Genomic DNA, 25745 nt, shown 5'->3' with positions numbered 1-25745 from the left:
AATGATGTCCTTTAATGCCTCTATAAATACGATCAGTTAGCTAGTAGCAAGGGAGGCTGTAATGGCAGGCGAAAATAACCAAAACAACCAAAATGAAGATCTAAATGACGCGGTAGAACAAACGGACACGAACGACGCGGGTACGCCCTCCCAACAGCAGAATCAACAAAATCAACAAAATACGATTGCGTCGACAATAGCGACGGGTGCTGAAAATACGGATGCGGCAGACGAAGTTAACCAGGCTTTAGACGAAAACCCGAGTGGTGCAGGTAATGCTGAAGATGCCTCGGCTTCTGGTGCGGCTGTGCAAGAAGAGACGCCAGAAAGTGATGGAGACTCAGACGCTGCACAATCCAATGTAGTTGGTGGGGCCGCTTCTGAAGCTGGTTCGGATAACGCTGCTGGTAGTGGTGGCGGTGCCGGAGCGGGCGCACAAGCTGTAGGTGGTGATAACGCAGAGGCTGCGACAGGTGGTGCAGACGCAGAAGGTAATGATGAACAAGGCCAAGCTGCGCGTACTTCAGCAGCGCCGAGTGCGACATCTTCAGAGTCGGGTGACCAGCAAGTTGGTGATGATCTAGATTCACAAACAGTAGAAGAGACATTTGCAGTTGATGTTCAAGCTTCTGACGAAGAGACCATTAGCGAAGTAGAAGATGACTTTGATTCTGAAACGGTAAGCGAAACGTTTAAAATCAAAGTCGAAAGTGAAAATGATGCACCAGAAGCTGAACAAGATCTGGCTTACATCATGGATGAAGATGGCTCCATAACATTCACTCAAGAACAATTACTCGAATACGCAAGTGATGTAGATGGGGACGAGCTTGTTGCTTCTAACGTTCAAGTTGGTGCTGATGCAACAGTTCAAGACAATGGTGATGGTACTTTCACCGTTGTTCCTTCAGCTGACTTTAATGGTGAACTTGACCTTACTTTCGACATTAGTGACGGCCAAGAAACGATTAGTAGCGCAATTGATTTAACGGTACGTCCGATTAATGACGCGCCTGTTCCTGAAGATAAAACGTTCGAAATCGAGGAAGACGGAACTCTTGTATTCACCGACGCTGACCTTCTTTCTGGTGCTACAGATATTGAAGGCGATAACCTGACGGTTGAAGGTATCACTTATGAAGGTACTGATGGCGTACTGACTGACTTGGGTGATGGCTCATATAGCTTTGCGCCAAACGAAAACTTTAATGGCGATGTGAACTTTAGCTTCGATGTGTCAGACGGTACCGATACGGTGTCTGCAAACATTGATGTTAGCGTGACTCCTGAGAACGATCCGCCAGTTGCGGGTTCAACGTCTTACTCCGTAAATGAAGACAATTCGATTACCATTTCTGACGCACAACTATTGGCAACGTCTTCTGATATTGAAGGTGATGTATCGATAGACAGCGTGACTTACTCTGGTAGTGACGGTGTCCTCGAAATCAATGGTAACGGTACTTACACCTTCTCGCCAAATGAGAACTTCAGCGGTGAAATTGCACTGGATGTAGTTGTTGCTGATGAAGATGGTGCGACGGACGCGACGACAGCGGGTATCAATGTTCTTGAAGTGAACGATCCGCCGGTTGCAGGCCCAACGTCTTACACCATTGATGAAGACTCCGTACTGACTTTCAGTGAGTCTCAGGTGTTGCTTAATGCCTCAGATGTAGAAGGGGATGTTGAGCTTGTTGGTATTAGTTACGATGGCCCTGATGGTATCTTCTCAGTAAATGGTGACGGCACTTGTAGCTTCGCTCCGAATGAGAACTTTAATGGCCAAGTTCAGCTTGATGTCACCATTCGTGATGAAGACGGTGCAGAAGTTGAAACCGTCATCAATGTTGACGTATTGCCAATCAATGATGCGCCAGTTTCTGGTGATTTGGCTTACAACGTTAACGAAGATGGTTCAATCACACTGAGCCAAGAACAGCTGTTGTCTCAAGCGTCTGATGTTGAAGGTGAAGACCTAACCGCGAGCGGCCTAACGGTTGGTGGTGATGCGACGGTTGTAGCTAACGATGACGGTAGCTTCACGATTACGCCAGATGAGAACTTCAATGGCGACATCGATATCAGCTTCGATATCTCAGATGGCACCAATACCGTTCAAGCATCAGCTGACCTAACGGTTAACCCAGTTAACGACCTGCCAGTCCCACAAGATCAACAGTTTAGCGTTGAAGAAGACGGCACACTCATCTTTACCGACGCTGACCTGTTAACAGGTGCGACTGACATCGAAGGTGACAACCTAACGGTTGAAGGTGTGACCTACGATGGCGGTGACGGTATCCTGACCGACAACGGCAATGGTACTTACACCTTTGCTCCGAATGAAAACTTCAATGGCGATGTAAACTTCGGATTTGATGTGTCAGACGGCACCGATACGGTATCAGCAAACATCGATGTGAGTGTTACAGCGGTTGATGATGCACCTGTGTCTGGTGACCTAGCGTACTCAATCGATGAAGACGGTTCGATTCGTCTAAGCCAAGAGCAGCTTTTATCACAAGCTTCTGACGTAGAGGGTGATGACCTGACTGCTAGCGGCCTAACGGTTGGTGGTGATGCAACAGTCGTTGCTAACGATGACGGCAGTTTCACGATTACGCCAGATGAGAACTTCAATGGCGACATCGATATCAGCTTCGATATCTCAGATGGTACTAATACGGTTCAAGCATCAGCTGACCTAACCGTTAACCCAGTTAATGATTTACCAGTCCCTCAAGATCAACAGTTCAGCGTTGAAGAAGATGGCACACTCATCTTTACCGATGCAGACCTATTAACCGGCGCTACTGATATCGAAGGTGACAACCTTACTGTTGAAGGTGTGACCTACGATGGTGGCGACGGTATCCTTACTGATAACGGTAACGGCACGTACACCTTTGCTCCAAATGAAAACTTCAATGGTGATGTAAACTTCGGTTTCGATGTATCTGACGGTACCGATACAGTGTCAGCAAACATCGACGTAAGCGTAACAGCCGTTGATGATGCGCCGGTATCGGGCGACCTAGCGTACTCAATCGATGAAGACGGTTCGATTCGTCTAAGCCAAGAGCAGTTGCTATCACAAGCCTCTGACGTGGAAGGCGATGACCTAACGGCCAGCGACTTAACGGTTGGCGGTGATGCGACGGTTGTAGCTAACGATGATGGCAGTTTCACCATCACACCAGATGAGAACTTCAATGGTGACATTGATATCAGCTTCGATATCTCAGATGGCACTAACACCGTTCAAGCTTCAGCAGACCTAACCGTTAACCCAGTTAACGACCTGCCAGTGCCTCAAGACCAACAGTTCAGCGTTGAGGAAGACGGCACACTCATCTTTACCGATGCAGACCTATTAACAGGCGCGACAGATATTGAAGGTGACAATCTAACGGTTGAAGGTGTGACCTACGATGGCGGCGACGGTATTCTTACCGACAACGGCAATGGTACTTACACCTTCGCTCCGAATGAAAACTTCAATGGCGACGTAAACTTCGGCTTCGATGTGTCTGATGGCACCGATACGGTCTCTGCGAACATCGATGTGAGCGTTACGGCGGTTGATGATGCACCTGTATCGGGTGACCTAGCGTACTCAATTGACGAAGACGGTTCGATTCGTCTAAGCCAAGAGCAGTTGCTATCACAAGCCTCTGACGTGGAAGGCGATGACCTTACGGCCAGCAGCCTAACAGTTGGCAGTGATGCGACGGTTGTAGCCAACGATGACGGCAGCTTCACGATTACGCCAGATGAGAACTTCAATGGTGACATCGATATCAGCTTCGATATCTCTGATGGCACCAATACCGTTCAAGCTTCCGCAGACCTGACGGTTAATCCAGTTAACGATTTACCAGTACCACAAGATCAACAGTTCAGTATTGCAGAAGACGGTACTTTGCTGTTCACAGACGCGGATCTGCTAACAGGTGCTACAGACATTGAAGGTGACAACCTAACGGTTGAAGGCATCACTTATGAAGGCACTGATGGCGTACTGACTGACTTGGGTGAGGGCTCATATAGCTTCGCGCCAAACGAAAACTTTAATGGCGATGTGAGCTTTAGCTTCGATGTGTCAGACGGTACAGATACCGTGTCTGCAAACATTGATGTTAGCGTGACTCCGGAAAATGATCCTCCAGTTGCGGGTTCTACTTCTTACACGGTGAATGAAGACAATTCGATTACCATTTCTGATGCACAACTATTGGCAACATCTTCAGATATTGAAGGTGATGTATCGATAGACAGCGTGACTTACTCTGGTAGCGACGGTGTCCTCGAAATCAATGGTAACGGCACTTACACCTTCTCACCAAATGAGAACTTCAGCGGTGAAATTGCACTGGATGTGGTTGTTGCTGATGAAGATGGTGCTACCGACGCGACGACTGCGGGTATCAATGTTCTTGAAGTGAACGATCCGCCGGTTGCAGGCCCAACGTCTTACACCATTGATGAAGACTCAGTACTGACCTTCAGTGAGTCTCAAGTGTTGCTTAATGCCTCAGATGTGGAAGGGGATGTTGAGCTAGTTGGTATTAGTTACGATGGCCCTGACGGCATCTTCTCAGTAAATGGTGATGGCACTTGTAGCTTCGCTCCGAATGAGAACTTTAATGGCCAAGTTCAGCTTGATGTCACCATTCGTGATGAAGACGGTGCAGAGGTTGAAACCGTCATCAATGTTGACGTATTACCAATCAATGATGCGCCAGTGTCTGGTGATTTGGCTTACAACGTTAATGAAGATGGTTCAATCACACTGAGCCAAGAACAGCTGTTGTCTCAAGCGTCCGATGTTGAAGGCGAAGATCTAACCGCAAGCGACTTAACGATAGATGGTAACGCAACAGTAACCGCCAATGATGATGGTAGCTTTACCATCGTTCCAGATGCGAACTTCAATGGTGACATTGATATTCAATTCAACATCACTGATGGTACTGACACGGTTCAAGCAACCGCCGATCTTACTGTTAATCCAGTTAATGACTTGCCGGTTCCTCAAGACCAACAATTCAGTATCGCAGAAGACGGTACGCTTCAATTTACAGATGCCGACCTACTTACCGGTGCCACCGATATTGATGGCGACGACTTAACCGTTGAAGGTATTAGCTATACAGGTGGCGATGGCGTACTGACCGACCACGGAGATGGTACTTATACCTTTGCGCCAAATGAAAACTTCAATGGCGATGTGAACTTCAGTTTCGATGTGTCTGATGGCACAGAAACGGTCAGCGCTAACATTGATGTGAGTGTGACACCTGAGAACGATCCGCCAGTTGCGGGTTCAACCTCATACATGGTCAATGAAGACAATGCCATCACAATTTCTGATGAACAGTTGCTAGCAAACTCTTCTGACGTTGAAGGTGCAGTGTCTGTTGACAGCGTAACTTACAGCGGCACAGATGGTGTGTTCCAAGATAATGGTGACGGCAGCTACACCTTCCTTCCTAATGAAAACTTCAGTGGCGATATCAGCCTTGACGTTATTGTTGCCGATGAAGACGGTTCGATTGATGAAACCACCGCTGGAATCACGGTTCTAGAAGTGAATGATCCACCGGTTGCAGGACCAACATCTTACACCATTGATGAAGATTCGGTTCTGACGTTCAGTGAATCTCAGATTCTTGTGAATGCTTCGGATGTCGAGGGCGATGTAGAACTCGTTGGCATTAACTACGATGGCTCGGACGGTATCTTCACTGTAAATGGTGATGGTACGTGCAGCTTTGCACCCAACGAAAACTTCAATGGTCAGGTTCAACTGGGTGTGACCATTCAAGATGAAGATGGCGCAAAGGTTGAAACACACATTAACGTTGATGTATTGCCAATCAATGATGCGCCAGTATCGGGCGATTTGGCTTACACCATCAATGAAGATAGCTCCATCACGCTAAGCCAAGAGCAATTGCTAGCACGAGCAGGTGATATTGATAGCGACAACTTAGAAGCTATCAATCTATCTACTGATGAAAATGCGACCATCCAACACAATGATGATGGCAGCTACACCATTACACCTAACGCCGACTACAACGGTGACCTAGACCTGAACTTCGATATCATCGATAACGATGGTGGTTCAGTTCAAGTTGGCCTAGACATTACCGTGAATCCGGTTAATGACTTGCCACAAGCGCAAGATCAACAGTTCACGATTGAAGAAGACGGTACGTTACTCTTCACCGATGCTGACCTGCTTGCCGGCGCGTCAGATATTGATGGTGACGAGCTGTCGATTGAAAACGTGCTCTACACGGGTGCAGATGGTGTTCTTAGCGATAATGGCGACGGCACATACAGCTTTGCTCCAAACGAGAACTTCAATGGTGATGTTCAATTCTCGTTCGATGTCTCTGACGGTACTGATTCAACATCAGCTGTTATTGATGTCAGCGTAACGCCTGAGAATGATCCACCGGTTGCGGGCTCGACATCTTACACAGTTCAAGAAGATGGCCAAATCACGATCAGTGATGGGCAACTATTGGCAAACTCTTCCGATGTGGAAGGCGATGTATCATTGTCTGGAGTAACTTACTCCGGTGATGACGGCTCTTTTGTTGATAATGGCAATGGTACTTACACCTTTACGCCAAATGAAAACTTCGATGGTGATATTTCACTAGACGTTGTTGTCATTGATGAAGACGGTGCAACCGCAACTACAACCGCTGGCATCGATGTTATCGCTGTGAATGACGGACCTGAAACTTCGGGAATTCAGGCTGAAGTCGATGAAGATAACGCAATTACCATTACTCAAGAGCAGTTGCTAGCGAACGCAACGGACGTTGAAGGTGATGATCTAACGGCATCTAACCTACAAACCAACGATCCAGATGCGACAATTGTTGCTAATGACGATGGTTCATTCACCATTACGCACACAGAAAACTTCAATGGCGAGTTGGACTTCACATACAACATCAGTGATGGTGAGAATGAAGTTCTGACGACACTCGACTTGACGGTTAATCCTGTCAACGATGCGCCGGAAGCGGGCGATGAAATCTTCATTCAAGCCCAAGAAGACCAAACAGTTGGTGTAACACTTCGTGAAGAGCCAGCACTACGTTTAGACCAAGCGCCAGAAAACGGCATCATTGAAGCGAATGTGAATGACGAATGGGTGGTGCTGGAAGTAGGACAAGAAGTTCCTGCTGACACAGAAGTACGCTTTATTCCAAATGATGACGCATTGGCTAACGGTACACACACCACGCAAATCGGTACGTTTGACGATAACGCGAGCGTGGACGATTGGGGTACAGAAGTCGACCCTTACACTCGTGAGTTCTCGGATGGAGACTTAACAGTAACCGTTCAAAGTAACGATGATCCTCTTGGTGCCTGGAATGGTAACACCCACATTGGTCACGGTATTGGTGATACAGACCGCCAAGGCCTAAGTGGTGATGAGAAACTGACCGTTTCGGTTGAAGGTCAAGACATCAATGAAATCAGCTTCCACCTTGATGGTTTGGGTGGCTGGTTCATGGAAGAGTCTCGTCACTTTACTGAAGTGGAAATTCGCGCCTTCAACGATGATGGTGAGTTAATCGATTCGATGACTTACCACAAAGAAGACCGTAGCAATTACGAGACGGACTATACGCTTACGGTAAATGAGCCGGTGTCTTACTTTGAACTTGGTACCGTGCAAGGTAATGGTACTTACGTGGTTCAAAACATGACAGTGTCACAAACTTGTCATGATGAAGCCGTGTTTACATCGATTGGTGTTGATGGTTCAGAGATCACCGAAACGGTTGAGTTGAATATCCATGCGGGTGACAACGAAATCGAGCTAACGGCTGAACTTCCGAATATTACTGTCGATACCGATGGTTCTGCCCAGTTTGCTTCGGTTGTGATTACTGAAGAGCAACTACTGGCGCAAGCATCTGATATTGATGGCGACGACCTCGATATTCAGAATCTCGAGCTAGTGGGTGAAAACTCAGAGCATGCAACACTCACCGATAATGGTGATGGTACTTGGACGGTAACACCGGATGAAAACTTCCATGGTGAAATCGAACTCGGTTACCAAGTTACCGATGGTGAGCTGACAGACAGCAACATCATCAACATCAACTTCGAATCGGTGAACGATGCGCCAATCGTTTCTGGCCCGATTGTTCTATCGACAGACGAAGACGAAGGCATCACGTTCAGTGCGGATGACTTGCTAGCGAACACTACAGATGTGGAAGGCGATACGCTGTCTATTTCAGACATCACTTACGGTGGTGACAACGGTGAGCTAGTTGATAACGGTGATGGTACGTTTACCTTCATGCCGAATGAAAACTTCAATGGTGAAATCGACATCGACTACAAGGTGTTTGATGGTACTGATGAAGTTGCAACGCATCTAGACCTAACGGTTGTACCGGTCAATGATGTGCCAGTTCCGGGCGAACCATTACATACCCAAATGCTTGAAAATGGCTCTATGATCATCGAAGCGAAAGACCTATTGTCTGGTGCTACCGATGTTGATGGCGACATTCTTCATGTCGAAAATCTATTACTTGCAGACCAAACGCAAGGTACCTTAACGGATAACGGTGATAATACCTTTACCTTCGAACCTGCAGAAGACTTCTATGGTGAAGTGAATCTGACTTTCGATATCAGTGACGGGCAAGCAAGCGCACCAAGTACAGCAAGAGTCGACGTTGAAATTGTCAACGAAGGCCCTGAGGTGAGTGGTCCAATTGAAGCCGCTGTTGATGAAGATGGTTCAATCACTATTACTCAAGAGGAGCTGTTAGCGAACGCAACCGATGTAGATGGCGATAACCTTGAAGCGGTTAACTTTGCGACCAACGATCCAAATGCGGTTGTTGTCGAAAATCCAGACGGTAGCTTCACGATTACACCAAGTGCAGATTTCTTTGGTGAGATTGAATTTACTTACGATGTCACTGACGCGATCGAAACTGTTGCCGCTGACCTCAACCTAACCGTAAATCCAATCAATGATGCGCCAGACGTGCCTGACATGTCTTTCACTACGGAAGATGGTCAAGCGATTACTATTACCGAAGCTGAGTTACTGGCACAAGCGACAGACGTTGAAGGTGATGAACTGTCAGTTGTGAATGTGACGAGTGCAAGCGACACGGTAGAAGTCACAGACAATGGCGATGGAACATACACATTAACACCAGAGCAGGGCTTCTTCGGTAACGTTGACTTAGCGTTTGATGTGAGCGATGGCACTGATGTGGTTGCTGCAAACATCGACCTAAAAGTTGAGTTCGTCAACGATGCACCAGAAGCGACGCCAATGGTGGCAGATGTCGACGAAGATGGTTCAATCCTCGTTACACAAGAAATGTTGTTGGAGAACGCGAGCGACCAAGATGGCGATGAGTTGTTTGCAAGCGCGCTTGAAACTAACGATCCAAATGCCAGCATTGTAGACAATGGTGATGGCACGTACACAGTGACGCCTTCAGAGAACTTCAATGGTGATATTGCATTCACTTATGAGGTGAGCGACGGTGAGTTGAGCACGTCTAATGATATGACATTGACCGTTAATCCGGTGAATGACATTCCAATTGTTGCTCCAGGCATGTACCACATTGAAGAAGATGGCAGCATCCTGTTCACTCAAGAGGATCTGTTGAGTGGTGCGATTGATATTGATGGCGATGACCTCAGTGTTACTAGCATCAATTACTCTGGCGATGAAGGTACAGTCACCGATAACGGCGATGGCACGTTCAGCTTCGTTCCTGAAGAGCACTTCAGTGGTGACCTGCAGTTCAGCTTTACGGTGACAGATGGCACGGATGAAGTTGAACAAGACATCAATGTTCACATTGAAGCCGTAGCTGATGCACCTGACCTAGTGATCACGGATGGCGATGGTGTCAACGTTGATGATGAAGCAATTCTGGTTGAGCCAGGCGGCATTGTTGAGCTTAATATTGCGGCTGCGCTAGTAGACCAAGATCTATCAGAAACACTGACGGTAACGGTTGATGGTGTGCCTGAAGGCTCAGTGATTACCTACGATAACGAAGGGGTAATCAATAACCAAGACAACGGTATCACCAGTTACAACGATACTGAAATCACAGTCACATTTGAGGGTGAGACGGCTGGTTACGAAAACACAGCGGGTTACTACAAAGTTGACGAAGACGGCAACATCACGGGCGTTGAAATCGTCTACGAGAACGCCTCACAAGTCGATGGTGGTGGTGACCTTGTTCCTGGGCAGGAACAGTTCAGCTTCCAAGTGGCGGAAGGCGAAAGCTTTAACCTGTTCTTAATTCCAAACGGACATCAGCACAACGACTTTGATGCGATGCAAGACGGTCAGTACGAGTTCCGTGCTGAGGATGGTTCGCCTGCGAACATGGATACGGTTGATCCTCAACTTGTCTTTGTTGCTGCAGATGGAACCGAGACAGTGATTCAAGGCCAGAATGGTGACGCGATCTTCCATGGTGGTTCAAGCTCTCAGCTAAACCAAGATGGTATCGAACATACTCGCACGACGGTTAATGAAGACGGCGAGCTGGTTTACGGCTTTGAAGATTTGTATGGCGGCGGTGATGCTGACTACACAGATTTCAACTTCACAATCGATGTCGGTGAAGTGAACAGCCAAATCTACAGCGGTGAAGTGACGGTTGGCCCTGATGGTACGGTGAACTTACCAACAACGGCTATCGAAAATGCACTACAAATCCAGCTACCTGAAGACTTCAACGAACAGCTTGAAGTTCATGTAACCGCAACCGCAACAGAGCTATCGAATGATGATTCTGAAACGGTCTCTCAAACCATCTACATTAACGCGACAGGCGCGCACATTGAGCACGCACCTGAAGCACTTCCGGTTTCTGCAACGGTTGAAGAAGATGGTTCAATCATCATTACGCAAGAAGACCTATTAGCTAATGCGCGTGATTTAGATGGCGATCAGCTGACGGCTCTGAATTTAGCAACCGATGATGAGAGCGTTACGATTACCGATAACGGTGATGGTACGTACACATTAACGCCAGATGCTGATTTCAATGGTGATGTAAGCTTTACGTTTGATGTGTCTGATGGTGATGATGTTGTCTCTACCAACCTAGAGCTAACGGTTTCACCTGTGAACGACGGTCCAGAAGCACAAGACCAGACATTCACAGTCGGCGAAGATGGCGTGTTAACTTTCAATGACCAAGACCTATTAACAGGTGCGACGGACATTGAAGGGGACGACCTAAGTGTTGAAGGTGTAACGTACACTGGCGCAGACGGTGTCCTAACCGACAATGGCGATGGCACATACAGCTTCGCACCAAATGAAAACTTCAATGGCGATGTGAACTTCTCGTTCAATGTATCAGATGGTACCGATACGATAACCGCCAACATTGATGTGAACGTGACGCCAGAGAATGATCCACCGGTTGCTGGTAGCACGTCTTACACGGTTCATGAAGACAACTCTATTACGATCAGTAACGAACAACTGCTAGCGAACTCTTCGGATATCGAAGGCGAAGTCGCAATTGATAACGTGACTTACAGTGGTAGTGACGGTGTTCTAGAAATCAATGGTGACGGCACATATACCTTCTCTCCAAACGAGAACTTCAATGGCGAAGTTAGCCTTGATGTGGTTGTTGTGGATGAAGACGATGCAGCCGTATCTACTACTGCGGGCATTACGGTTCTAGAAGTGAACGATCCGCCAGTTGCTGGCCCAACGTCATACACCATCGATGAAGATTCAGTACTGACTTTCAGTGAGTCTCAAGTTCTGCTGAACGCATCTGATATTGAAGGTGATGTTGAGCTTGTTGAGATCAACTACGACGGTCCAGACGGCATCTTCTCAATCAATGGTGACGGTACATGTAGCTTCGCACCGAATGAAAACTTCAACGGCCAAGTGCAGTTGGATGTGACCATTCAAGATGAAGACGGCGCTCAAGTTGATACGTTTATTACGGTTGATGTTTTACCAATCAACGATGTACCAGTATCAGGCGACCTAGCATACAGTGTTGAGGAAGACGGTTCGATTACCTTGAGCCAAGCACAGCTTCTTTCTCAAGCGAGTGATGTAGATGGCGACGACCTTACTGCTTCTAACTTGATTGTTGATGGAGACGCGACGGTTGTTACTAACGATGACGGCAGCTTTACCATTACGCCAGATGCGAACTTCAATGGCGACATTGATTTGAACTTCGACATTACCGATGGTGATGCGACGCTTCAAGCAACGGCTGACCTAACGGTTAACCCAGTTAATGACTTGCCAACAGTCGGTGAGCCACAATTTGTGACTCAAGAAGACACCAGCTTTACCTTCACAGAAGAACAACTGCTGCAAAATGCGGGCGACATTGATGGCGATAACCTATCGGTTGAAAATGTGGCTTCAGATAGCGGTACTTTGGTAGATAACGGCGACGGCACTTACACATTCGCACCGAATGAAAACTTCGACGGTAATGTGAATGTGACGTTCGACGTGAATGACGGTACCGCGACAGTACCAGCAGAAGCGACGATTGATGTTCAATCTGTGGTTGATATGCCAGAGCTGTCGATTGCGTCTGATTTGGTGATTGCTTCCGATAACTTCGAGTCTGGCTCAAACGGTTGGAATACAGGTACTGAAAGCTCACAAGGCTTCGAGTCGGGTGACATGCTAGGTCGTATTGGTGGAACGGGCGGTGATGAAGCCGTCAGCAAAACTTACGACATTCCAAATGATGTGAGCGAAGTTAATATCTCGTTCAACTTCTACGAAATTGACTCTTGGGATGGTGAGTCGTTCCAAATCTTTGTCGGTGGCGAAGAGCTTACCTCGTTAGATAACTCGGCGTTCCAAACTCAAGATGGCACGACAACGTTGTACGATTCAGCGGGCAATGAAGTCGGCGAAGTGGTTCACGGCGTGTCGCAAGGTGAAGGCTTCAGTGGTTGGAACGACCAAGCACACCAAATCAACCTAACGGTACCCGTTGAAGACGGCCAACTTGAGTTAGGCTTCGGTTCAACCTTGAATCAAGGTGTAAGTGATGAATCGTTTGGCATCGATAACATTGAAATCACAGTGTCTGACGCGGATTACCAAATCATTGGTACCGAAGATACACCTGTACCACTTGATATTGATGCGGCGCTTACTGATACCGATGGTTCAGAAAACCTTGCTATTTTGATTGAAGATGTGCCGGAAGGCAGCTCGCTTTCTGCAGGTACCGATAACGGTGATGGCACATGGTCATTGCAACCAGGCGAGCTAGAAGGGCTAGAGTTTATCCCTTCAGGTGACTTCAATGGTGATGTGGTTCTAACCGTGAATGCGACATCGACTGATGTTGATACGGGCACCACCGCAACGGCAACACAAGATGTGACGATTCACATCTCGCCAGCGAACGATGCTCCAGAGGTTGACGGTGATATCAGTGCCGTTACGGCCGAAGATAATAGCATCACGCTAACTCAAGAGCAGTTGCTAGAGCACGCTGTCGACATTGATGGTGATGACCTATCAGCAATCAACCTAACTACCAATGATGAAAATGCGACCGTTCAAATGAACGACGATGGCAGTTTCACCATTACACCGAGTGAAAACTTCAACGGTAATATCGAATTTAGTTACGATGTCACCGATGGGGAAGACATGGTCGCTGCTGGCCTAGACTTGACGGTAACACCTGTCAATGATGCGCCAGAGTTGCAAGATCAAGCATTCACTATTGGTGAAGATGGGGTTCTTAACTTCACTGACGCTGACCTGTTAACGGGTGCAACGGATGTTGAAGGTGACGACCTAACAGTCGAAGGTGTGACATACACGGGTGCTGATGGTGTGCTTACCGACAATGGTGACGGAAGCTACAGCTTTGCGCCAAACGAGAACTTCAATGGTGATGTGAACTTCAGCTTTGATGTGTCAGATGGCACGGATACGGTTCAAGCCAACATTGATGTGAGCGTGACGCCTGAGAACGATCCACCAGTGGCGGGTAGTACGTCTTACACTGTGCATGAAGATAACTCAATCACGATCAGTAACGAACAGCTATTAGCCAATTCTTCAGATATTGAAGGTGAGGTTGCGATTGATAGCGTGACTTACACTGGCAGTGATGGTGTGTTCGAAGACAACGGTGACGGCACTTACACTTTCTCGCCAAACGAGAACTTCAATGGTGATGTGAGCTTAGCGGTTGTTGTTACCGATGAAGAAGGGGCAACAGAAGCGACCACAGTGGGAATCACCGTACTTGAGGTGAACGATCCGCCAATCGCAGGCTCAACCAGTTACTCAGTCAACGAAGATGAAGTTATTACCATCAGTGCAGAGCAACTGTTGGCGAACTCTTCGGATATTGAAGGCGAAGTCGCGATTGATAGTGTTACTTACACAGGCGCTGACGGTATCTTTACTGACAACGGTAACGGCACATTCAGCTTTGCACCGAACGCAAACTTCGATGGCGATGTTAGCCTCGATGTTGTGGTGACAGATGAAGACGGTGCGACAGTAGCCACCAACGCAAGTATTGATGTTCTTCCAATTAATGATCCACCAGTATCGGGTGACTTGGCATACAGCATTGATGAAGATGGTTCGATTACTCTGACTCAAGAGCAGTTGCTATCTCAAGCCTCTGATGTGGATGGCGATGACCTGACCGCAAGCAACCTAAGCGCAGGCGATAATGCAACTGTTGTTGATAATGGCGATGGCACCTTTACGGTAACGCCAGATGCGAACTTCAATGGCGATATCGACCTAAGCTTTGATATTTCGGACGGTACTGAGTCAATTGTGGCGAACGCCGATCTGACGGTAAACCCAGTCAATGACTTGCCAACGACATCTGATGTTTACGCGAACGTTGATGAAGATAATGTCATCACTATCACGCAGGAGCAGCTACTTGCGAATGCCGCTGATATTGAGGGCGATGACCTTGTCGCTTCCGACTTAACCTTAGTGGGTGACGATGCAACGATTGTCGATAACGGCGATGGTACGTTCTCTATCACTCCGAGCGAAAACTTCAATGGCTACATTGATGTTGCCTACAGCATCAGCGATGGTGACACTCCAATTGCCGCTAACTTAGGCTTAACCGTTGACCCAGTTAACGACGCGCCGATTGTTTCTGCTGATGTGGCGATAACCATTGAAGAAGATGGTTCATACACCATTACTCAAGAAGAGCTCCTACAATTCGCGACTGACATCGAAGACGATGACATGACCGCAATTATTGGAGAACAGGGCGATGAAACAACCGTAACCGGTACTGTGTTAGACGCTGAAACCAGTAGTCCAGTGTCTGGTGCAGAAGTCACCCTGACCGACAGTGCTGGCAATAGCTACACCACAGTAACGGATGATTCAGGTAACTACTCTGTTACAGGTTCAGTCGTTGACCAAGGCACGGTTACCATTGAGCAAGAAGGTTCAATCACCAGTAGCTTCCTTGTCCCTGCGGGCGAAGATGTGAATGGTGGCGTAACCGCTATATCTGAAGTACTTGAAGAAACAGATATGCGTATCGTGGTGACTTGGGGTGAAAGTCCTCGAGATATGGATAACCACTTATGGCTATACGATACAGAGAATGGCAATGAGCTAGACCATATTTACTACCGCGACATGAGCCATGATCTTGGTGAAGGTAATGTTGTTCAACAAGATGTGGATGATGTAAATGGCCATGGTCCTGAAACCATTACCATTCCAAACTACCAAGATGCTGACATGCACTATTCAGTACACAACTACACCAACAGAAGTTGGGATGTAGATGGTGTTGAAGATGTACAAGTTCAGGTGTTTGTAGGCGATACATTGGTTGAAACCTTCAGCCCAGATTTATCTGATAACCCATCAGGTGACCACTGGCATGTATTCGATATCGTGAATGGCATCATTGTTCCAAGCCAAGATGTGGGCACTCAAAATGCGTTCGACTTGCCAACGGCAGAAGAAGCGCTTGCGAATGAAAACGGCATTGATATCTCTGAATTGCTAACCGGCGATGAAGGAGATGACTCTGGTGATACGGGCGGAAACGAACCAAGTGTTGGAGATGTTTCCATTGAGAACGCGCTTATCACTGACAATGGTGACGGCACTTACACCATTACACCGGAAGAGAACTTCAATGGTGAATTCTCGATTAGCTACAACGTAGACGATGGTAACGGTGGGGTTACTCCAGCGGAACTAGACGTGACAGTAACAGCAGTTAACGACCTTTCTGTAATTTACGACCACGACTACACCATTAATGAAGATGGCTCGCTGACCTTTACCGATGAACAGCTATTGGCTGGTGCAACGGATATTGACGGCGATGACCTTTCTGTCGAGTCGGTTAACTACGAAGGCACAGACGGTGTGTTCACGGATAATGGCGATGGTACTTACACCTTTGCGCCAAACGAGAACTTCAATGGCAATGTCGACCTAACTTACGATGTGAGTGATGGTACGGATGTTGTATCGGCGAATATTGATGTTCAAGTGGTTCCAATCAATGACGTACCGGTAGCGGGTTCTACAACTTGCAGCGTTGAAGAAGATGGCAGTATCACCCTAAGCGATGCACAACTTCTAGCGAATAGCTCGGATGTTGAAGGGGAAGTGTTTGTCAGCGATGTAAGCTACAGCGGCACTGATGGTGTATTCACCGATAATGGTGATGGTACTTACACCTTTGCTCCAAACGAAAACTTTAACGGTGACATCAGTCTTGATGTCTCTGTTATGGATGAAGATGGCGCAATCGCTGAAACAACCGCAGGTATCGACGTCATTGCTGTTAACGACTTGCCAGTTGCAGGTTCAACGACCTACAGCGTTGACGAAGATAACGTGATTACCATCAATGAAGCGCAGCTTCTTGCGAACAGCTCAGATATTGAAGGTGATGTATCCGTTAGCGACGTTTCTTACTCAGGCGCAGACGGTATCTTCACTGACAATGGTGATGGTACTTACAGCTTCGCACCAAATGAAAACTTCAACGGCAATGTCAGCCTAGATGTCACCGTTGCAGATGAAGACGGTGCAACCGCTCAAACGACTGCGGGAATAGATGTTATCGCAGTCAACGACGCACCAGTATCAGGTGACTTGGCTTACTCAGTGGATGAAGATGGTTCAATCACGCTAAGCCAAGAGCAACTGCTTGCTCAAGCATCGGATGTGGACGGCGATGATCTTACCGCTGCAAACCTAACCGCGGGTGATAACGCAACCGTTACGGAAAACGATGATGGTTCATTTACCATCACCCCGGATGCCGATTTCAATGGCGATATTGACCTAAGCTTCGACCTTTCTGATGGTACTGAAACGGTTGTTGCAACGGCCGACCTTACTGTGAATCCAGTGAATGACATCGCAGTTGTAGAAGATGTCGCTTACACCATTGAAGAAGATGGTTCGCTTACCTTTACTGACGAGCAACTGCTAGCGGGTGCTTCTGACATTGATGGTGATGAGCTTTCAGTTGCCGATGTGTCTTACACTGGCGCAGAGGGTGTGTTCACCGACAATGGCGATGGCACTTACACCTTTGCACCGAACGAGAACTTCAATGGTGACGTAAGTCTGGACTTCTCAGTATCTGACGGTACAGAGACGGTTGATGCAAATATCGACGTAACGGTAACAGACGTTAACGATGCACCAGTGGCAGGCGCAACGTCTTACCAAATGAACGAAGATGGCACCATCACATTGAGCCCTGAGCAGTTGATTGCTAATAGCTCCGATGTGGACGGGGAAGTGTCGCTTGATAGCGTGAGCTACTCAGGTGCAGACGGTATCTTGGTTCAAAATGAAGATGGTTCGGTAACGTTCGCACCAAACGAAAACTTTAACGGCGACATCAACCTTGATGTGACGGTTATTGATGACGACGGTGCTACCGCTCAAACCACCGCTGGTATTGAAGTTATTGCAGTTAACGACGCACCAGTGGCCGGAAACGTGGCTTACTCGGTTGATGAAGATGGTTCAATTACGCTATCTCAAGAGCAGTTGTTGGCGAACGCATCGGATGTTGATGGTGATGCACTGACCGCAAGCAACCTATCCGCGGGTGACAATGCAACCGTAACAGCAAACGAAGATGGTTCATTTACTATCATGCCGGATGCTGATATCAACGGTGACATTGATTTGAGCTTCGATGTGTCAGATGGCCTTGAAACTGTTCAAGCTGGCGTCGACCTAACGGTTAACCCAGTCAATGACCTACCAACAGCAGAAGACCAAAACTTTACCGTTGAGGAAGATGGAACGCTAATCTTCACGGATGCAGACCTACTAGCAGGTGCTGCAGACATTGACGGCGATGACTTGTCTATCACGGATGTGTCTTACACGGGCGCAGAAGGTGTATTCACGGATAACGGTGATGGCACTTATAGTTTTGCTCCGAACGAGAACTTCAATGGTGATGTCAACCTAGGCTTCACAGTGACTGATGGCACTGAGACAGTCGATGCCAATATTGGTGTGACGGTAACGGATGTTAACGATGCGCCAGTAGCGGGTTCTACGTCTTACCAAATGAACGAAGATGGTACCATCACAATCAGCCCTGAGCAGTTAATTGCTAATAGCTCTGACGTTGATGGTGAAGTGTCGCTTGAAAGTGTGACTTACACAGGCTCTGACGGCACTTTGGTTCAAAACGATAATGGGTCTGTGACCTTCACGCCAAACGAGAACTTTAATGGTGATATCAGCCTAGATGTGGTCGTGACCGATGATGACGGTGCAACTGCAACAACAACGGCAGGAATCGAAGTTCTGGCTGTGAACGATGGACCTGAATCTGAGGATGTGAAACTAACCACAGCCGAAGACAGCACCATCCTTATCACACAAGACATGTTGTTAGCTCAAGCTACCGACATCGATAACACCGCAGACGAACTGTCAGCTTCTGGTCTACAAATCGACCCTAGCTTGGGTGAGTTGCTAGATAACGAAGATGGTACTTGGTCATTTACACCAAACGAAAACTTCAATGGCGATGTGCCAATGACGTTTAACGTTAGCGATGGCCAAGAGACAATTTCAGTCGACGGTAACATCGATGTCACGCCAGTCAATGATGCACCTGAAGCGCCAACCATTGAGATGCAAGGCGAAGAAGATGTGGTCATGGTGATTGACCCAGCTTACATCGCGGGTCAAGTAACAGACCTTGATGGCGACGAGATCAGCATTGAGAGCATCACAGTTCGAGCTCCAGCGAACGCGACCTTAACTCAGCAACCAGACGGCATGTATCACTTGGTGACTACTCAAGACTTCAATGGCTTAGTAGAACTGGGTTATCAAGCTACTGACGGTGAAGAAGTGGTTGATGGCTCGCTGAATGTGGATGTCATTCCGGTTAACGACGCACCATTCAACGTCGGCAACGCAATGATGACCACCAACGAAGATGGCGCGTTCACCTTCGATGCTGGCGACTTGATGAACTTGTTCGGTGACATTGATACCGCTGACCTTGTTGTTTCTCGCATTATCACCGCAGACGGTGAAGATGGCGGAGAAGTAACAGACAACGGTGATGGTACTTGGACATTCACACCAACAGGAGACTTCTCAGGCGTTTCTGACCTACAAGTTGTCGTAAGTGACGGTGAGTTTGAGACGGTTCTTGATGTTCCTGTGTTCGTACGTCCTGTCGCAGATGGCGCGGTAATTACCACCGACCATGACGGTCCATTAGTCTTCGGTGAAGATGAAACGGGTCACTTGGGACTGAACGTTGGCCTAGTCGATGATTCAGAAACACTAAGTAACTTGGTGATGACAGGTTTCCCTGTTGGATTCGAGGTAACAGATGGTGTGAATACCGTGATGATCACCGAGCCGGGTCAATACATCGACCTGTTCGACTGGGATATTTCAAACATTCAAATGACGCCTCCTGAAGACTTCCATGGTGAGTTCTTCGTAACCGTAAGTGCAACAACGGTTGATTACGGAGATGAGCCGGAAGCGTTTGATGATGGTATCGATACGGGTGATTTCGAAACTGTAGCGGGTGATTCCATCATCCTAACGGCGGACGACCTAATTGGTTTGGCTGAGAATGTCGATGCTGACAGCGATGATGAAGTGAAACTGGTTCATCTTGCCGACCGCAGCCAAGGTGAGATTGTCGATAATGGCGATGGCACTTGGACGTTCACACCAGCACCAGGCTTCACAGGCGAAGCAGACATTGCTTACGTGGTTGATAAAGATGGCGTGCTTCATGATGAGCAAACTGGCGTAGTCGTGAAAGAAGGCGACTCACAAGAGAATGCAGCACCAGAAGTTAACAGTATCACGACGACGGAAATCGCAGCGGATGCTACCTTGTCGTTCACTGATGAAGACATGTTAGCGAACCTGAGCGATGCAGAAGGCGACAGCTTGAGCATTGAATCAGTAAGCTTGATGGAAGGTCAGGGCGTAATTGAGAGCGATAACCAAGGTAACTATCAATTCACACCTGCTGAAGACTACACCGGTGATGTTCAAGTTGGGTTTATAGCGACCGATGGCGAAAATCGCATCGAAAGCTTCTTCAATGTGGATATCCACGGCGGAGATGAAGCTGCGGCGAGCGAAGGTTATGCCTTAGCTGATGATGGTTCACTAACTATCACGGATGTACAGCTGGTGGATGAATTGGGCGTGAGTGATTCTGCACAAGTTGTTGATGTTGCAGACGCGAACGATGCTGGCTTCTTTGCCGAATCAGGTGAAGGTGAGTGGACTTACTGGCCGAACGAAGACTTCGATGGCAATCTAGCGATGAATGTTGAAGTTAACGACGGCGGTGAAGTATCAAGCCACAGTGTAAGTATCCAAGTAGCCGATGAATCAGTGCAAAGTGATGAACCACAAGTCCAAGCTGCTCAAGCAACAGAAGAGCAACAAGTGGAAGTGGCTCAACAAGCTGATGACCAAGCTCAAGATGCTGAAACTGAAGACAGTACAGCCGATGTAACCGCGGCACCTGGCGATACCATCTCTATCTCGATTCCAGATGAGGTGAGTGGTAACGAATCGGTTGATTACGCTGATATGTCTGGCTTACCTGAGGGCGCTACTGTGAGCAACGCACTAGATAACGGTGATGGTAGCTTCACAATCAGTGGCAACCTAGAGCAGCCTGTATCCGTTGAACTTCCAGAAGGTTATGAAGGTACTAGCGAGATCCAATTCCAAGGTTACGACGAATTGGGTAGCTCAATAGACGGAGCTAGCGGTTCTGTTGAAGTTGAGGTCGATGATCAATACACCATGCAAGGTTCTACGCAAGAGCAGCAACCGGACATGGCAGGTATGGAATCTGGTGGCAGCGACTGGACAAGTGCGGGAGGTCAAGACCAAGGTGTTGACTTCACGGACGACTCTGGAAGCTTCGATTCAGATTCTCAAACTGGAACCGATCAAGGCAACGACTTTGACCAAAGCTCGATTTAATCGAGAGAGCTTAGTTTTAGTCTAAACCGACATTTAGTCTAAACCAGCAAGCAGATAGGGCAGCGTAAAGTTGCCCCCATTAAAGCCATGTAGAGTTATTGATACATGGCTTTTATTTATTTATTTGTTGTTTGTCTCGCTAAATAAACTTGAGAACAGATAAAAATGTCCTTAATTATTAGAAGAGTTAATTAAAAGGAGGGACGACATGTATCGTTATGTCAGTTCGCCACAAGCGTCGAGATACATTGTGCCACCACCTCAACATCGTGAATTGTCGAGTGTGGATGTGCCTGAGTCTGAATTGGAGATGCGAGAAATATTGAATAATTGGTTTGCTGATGGTTTAGCGCCCATTATTGAAAGTGACGATGACTACATTTCTGCGAGCGATCACGTTCGATTCGAAAAGCTTAGCCGTACCGTTGGGATGTTGTTGAGAAACAAAGATTATTATTTTGCGGCCAAACGGATTTTATCAGTGTGGGAACAAGATTGTCTTGAAACCACTTATATCAATTATCTCATTTTGCGCAGTGAGCGAGTCACTTCTCTAAGGTAAGTTAATGCTTTGGTACTTGTAATTAGCCATTAGCCATTAGCGACTTAGGGTTCGTGTGCTTAAGATCTTTTTGTTTTTCTAGCGAATCAGGCAAACAAAAAGGGCAAGCTTGGAGGCTCACCCTAAAGGTTCTTTGTTTTACTTCCGTTGTTTTTTTAATTACGTTGCTGTTTTGGCTTAACGCTATTTTCAACTAATTCTCAACTGGGTTACGACTTACACCCAACCATCAAATTTGAGTCGTTTTTGAATTCTCTCGACCGCTTCTTTCTGCATTTGTCTAACACGTTCGTTAGAAACATTCACATCCAACATTTGTCCGACCTCAGACAGCGTTTTCACGTTGTTATCAAAGAAACCAAAACGGTGGATTAGCACCTTTTGTAATTTTGGAGGAAGTGTATGGATGATTTGTTCTAGAGCTTGGGTAAAGGATTGATCTTCACAATCTTGTTGAGGGTCGGGGATATATTCACTTTCGCATTGATCAAGCACCATAGGCGCATGGCTAGTTCCAACCGTTGTCGTCACGTCAATAAACCCGCTTAACGCCACCAATTGATCGACGCGTTCGGCCTTAACACCTGAACTGTCTGATAGCTCAGAAATTGAAACCCCTTTACTCATTTTTTTGCTTACATCGAGCTTTTTTGAGGCGAGGCTGTTTATTTCTTTACATACGTGGGCTGGCAATCGAACGGTTCGACCCGTGTTCATCAGTGCGGCTTCAATGTTTTCGCGGATCCACCACACAGCATAGGTTGAAAAACGATAACCTGGTTCTGGATCGTATTTGTCGATGGCCTTAATCAAGCCAATGTTGCCTTCCTCGATTAGGTCGAGCAGGGTGAAATTATTACCTTTACGTTTTAGGTAACTTTTTGCGATTTTCACAACAAGGCGCAGGTTTGATTCGATCATAACATCACGCGCTTTTTTATCACCCGCGCGATTCAATTTTGCGTAATACACTTCATCTTCACGCGACAGCAGATCAATGCCAACAATATCTTTCAGATAATGAGCATAAGGGTCTGCACTGGTAGAAAATGATTCGGTAATGGGTGTTTCATCCGTGAGCCCCTGAAACGCAGCAAAACTATCGTTGTTCATTTCCTTGTCCTTATCTAGCCGACTGAACGTTTTATTTTATTATTATGCCACCAAGTGATTAACGCTTGGTTTCATTAGAGTGTAGATAACAGTTTCTTCTTTACCAATAAATAAAATGCAATTTCGTATGTTTATGTCACAAAAAAATCTACAAATATTTAACTATTTTGCATCTCATCCAGTGTGTTGGTTTTTCATTTAAAACATCAAGATGGCTGGTTTATAAAGCATGTGTTATGTATTGCTTTGCCTAGATAAATGCCGTGAAATTATAGGTGTGGGTTAGATCTATAATTGAGAGGGGATATGATGAAAAAAATGGTAAGAGTCGAGGTTCAATGTTTCCAAGTACCTCAACTCTTTTAGCTGTATCGGCTATTAAGTATCGCCACGCACGTCTTAATTCTATCGACTAATAAGTGCTAAGAACCTCATCAATTTGTTGATTAATGATCTTCATTTCGCTGTAGATAACGGAAAGATCATCAGCTTGCGGAGCAAGCTTATTAAGTGTGTTTTGCTCTACTCTTTCTAATGCAACAGTCGCCGTTTCTTCCCCAAAACTGGCTAGAATGCCTTTTAAGGTGTGCACCGTAAAATGAAGTTTGCCCCAATCTTGTTGTTGAACCAACTCTTCGATTTCTTGTAGCGAATTGCCATGGTCTTCTTGATATGTAGACAAAACGGCGTAAATGACTTCTCTGTCGTTGTCTAAATAGGCGTTTAAAGCATCAAAGTCTAGCATGTGGACTCCTGTCGGCTGCATGTTGAAAATGGGCTAGGCGGCTTAGTGGAAAAACCATACCGTGATGAATCACTAATCCATTGGTTCCATTTTGGAGGAAGTTCTAATTGTAAGATTTCTTCTAAATAGTCGTCGCTAAGTTTCTCATCTATATGAGCTTTATGGACGGCATATATATAGTCAAGTTTGGCGGCAACTGAATATGGGTAACTGTGAATGTAGTCCTTTAATTCTTGGATCGACCCAAAGTTTTCAATGTTTATACACGTTGAAGGGTCGACATTTTTGGACTCAAGTTTGTGACTTACTGCTTCTCCCCGAGATTTTAGGCATGCCACTGCTAAGTGATAAAGAGAGTACTCACCAAAGTGGACGAGCAGTGGTAATAGTTGAGCGAGCAAGTAAGTCGGTTGGCTTTGGAAATTATTCGCTAACAGGGTCGAAGCTCTAATCACTTTTTTGTGGGCAACCTGAGGGCTATTTTCGATGAGCAATATGCTGCTCTGAAATAGGGCAAGGCTGGCCAAAACTTGCTGCTGTTGTTTTACCGGAAGTTTCAGGTTTACCAACTCGGTGAATTGGTTGGCGTGCTCAAGCAAAATACGTTTGTACTTTAGCTGCGTCTCGCGCTGATACGTTGCTTTTAACGAATTAAAGTGCGCACCAATGGAATGGATGACATCAATATCAGCAGCTGAAATGTGGGTAGCATACATTTCACCTAACTTTATGATCATATGTGTGTTATCTGCGTTCTCAGCTAAGTCGATGGCCCTGATTGCACGATGGCTGATACTCGGTGTCATCTCAAATGCACGAATCGCCAATTTAAGAGCAGGCAGCAGCATCTTGTGTTTTTCATAGATACAGCTTAAGCAGTCAATCACGCTCAATGAGAGTGGCTGCGCTATCAGAAAATTGTGGAGCTTATCTATGGCTAAATTTGGCTTGCCTAAGCTGTCGAGAACGAGCGCCTCAGCCACCAATTTTGTTGGGTGCATGTTGGTTTTCGAGTTGTTAATGACGCTAGTGAGTAACTGCCATTTCTTACCTGCAATTAAATGTTCAATCAATGTCGCTTCGAACTGGACGCTAGTACCATTAGGGGAGATCGCCAAAGCTTGAGCTAATCTCTCTTGACTGGCAATTGGATATAAATCATTCAGTTGGGTGAGCTTCTTCGAAACGGACACGGCACTTTGGATCTTTTTACCCAACGTTTGAGTATTAATCGGTTTAGAAACGAAGTGGTGTGCTTCACCTGAAAGGGCGGTTAATACTGTTTCCTGACGCATATCCCCAGAGAGCAAGATTGTTGCCACAGTATGGTCTATCAGGCGATTTCGATACAGAATACCCAACAGCTCAAAGCCAGTAAAAGACTGTTCTAAGTGGTAGTCAATGAGGAGTACATGAAAAGAGTGCGTCTCGACCGCTTTAATTGCTTGTCGATAGTCGGTCGCAATAAAGATGCAATCATGTGAAATGCCCAAGCTCGAGAGTTGCTGCTTTATAAGAATAGTTGCACTCTTGGAGTCGTCGACAATTAAAACTCGTAGGTCAGGTGGTAAGGTCAAATCCATTTTCCTCAATACCAAATGTTATTTTTAATCTAGGTGTCAAGTTGCACATTGTCAAGGTGCCTATATCACATACAAACACTCAATAAACTATTGGTAATTAAAACATTTATGAAATCCTTCAAACGCAGGTTACTTTTACCTGATTTTTGTGGGGTTATACGT

5 protein-coding genes are annotated in these 25745 nt (G+C 46.6%); 2 read left to right on the top strand and 3 right to left on the bottom strand.

The annotated features are described in order from the left end of the window. Positions 1 to 61: 61 nt before the first annotated feature. Both MSG36_RS06830 and MSG36_RS06825 read left to right on the top strand, forming a co-directional pair. The gene (locus MSG36_RS06830; RefSeq protein ID WP_248366845.1) at positions 62 to 21580 is read left to right on the top strand and encodes a tandem-95 repeat protein; all 21519 of its coding nucleotides are present in this window, start codon (positions 62 to 64) and stop codon (positions 21578 to 21580) included. A 208-nt stretch (positions 21581 to 21788) separates the two neighbouring features. Next, the gene (locus tag MSG36_RS06825; RefSeq protein ID WP_248366842.1) at positions 21789 to 22142 is read left to right on the top strand and encodes a hypothetical protein; all 354 of its coding nucleotides are present in this window, start codon (positions 21789 to 21791) and stop codon (positions 22140 to 22142) included. A 216-nt stretch (positions 22143 to 22358) separates the two neighbouring features. Here the strand turns inward: MSG36_RS06825 and MSG36_RS06820 are convergent, their stop codons facing one another. The 3 genes from MSG36_RS06820 to MSG36_RS06810 all read right to left on the bottom strand — a co-directional run bounded on the left by MSG36_RS06820 (position 22359) and on the right by MSG36_RS06810 (position 25583). After that, on the bottom strand, positions 22359 to 23255 hold the full coding sequence (locus MSG36_RS06820; RefSeq protein WP_248366840.1) for a sigma-70 family RNA polymerase sigma factor: 897 nt from the start codon (positions 23253 to 23255) through the stop codon (positions 22359 to 22361). 412 nt (positions 23256 to 23667) lie between these two features. Beyond that, positions 23668 to 24000, bottom strand: coding sequence for an Hpt domain-containing protein (locus MSG36_RS06815; RefSeq protein ID WP_048660260.1), 333 nt, complete (start codon positions 23998 to 24000; stop codon positions 23668 to 23670). Further along, complete coding sequence (locus MSG36_RS06810; protein WP_248366838.1) at positions 23994 to 25583, bottom strand: response regulator; 1590 nt, start codon at positions 25581 to 25583, stop codon at positions 23994 to 23996. The genes MSG36_RS06815 and MSG36_RS06810 overlap by 7 nt, the downstream gene beginning before the upstream one ends. Positions 25584 to 25745 lie beyond the last annotated feature (162 nt).

The sequence above is a fragment of the Vibrio sp. 1CM8B genome (assembly GCF_023161685.1).
Taxonomy (GTDB): domain Bacteria; phylum Pseudomonadota; class Gammaproteobacteria; order Enterobacterales; family Vibrionaceae; genus Vibrio; species Vibrio coralliirubri.
Note: the sequence above shows the minus strand (reverse complement) of the source record. Positions and strands in the feature narration are given on the sequence as shown.

Excerpts from the sequence above, each read along its gene's own strand:
- MSG36_RS06820 (WP_248366840.1), bottom strand. The coding sequence starts at position 23,255 with ATGAACAACGATAGTTTTGCTGCGTTTCAGGGGCTCACGGATGAAACA.
- MSG36_RS06830 (WP_248366845.1), top strand. The coding sequence starts at position 62 with ATGGCAGGCGAAAATAACCAAAACAACCAAAATGAAGATCTAAATGAC.
- MSG36_RS06815 (WP_048660260.1), bottom strand. The coding sequence starts at position 24,000 with ATGCTAGACTTTGATGCTTTAAACGCCTATTTAGACAACGACAGAGAA.
- MSG36_RS06810 (WP_248366838.1), bottom strand. The coding sequence starts at position 25,583 with ATGGATTTGACCTTACCACCTGACCTACGAGTTTTAATTGTCGACGAC.
- MSG36_RS06825 (WP_248366842.1), top strand. The coding sequence starts at position 21,789 with ATGTATCGTTATGTCAGTTCGCCACAAGCGTCGAGATACATTGTGCCA.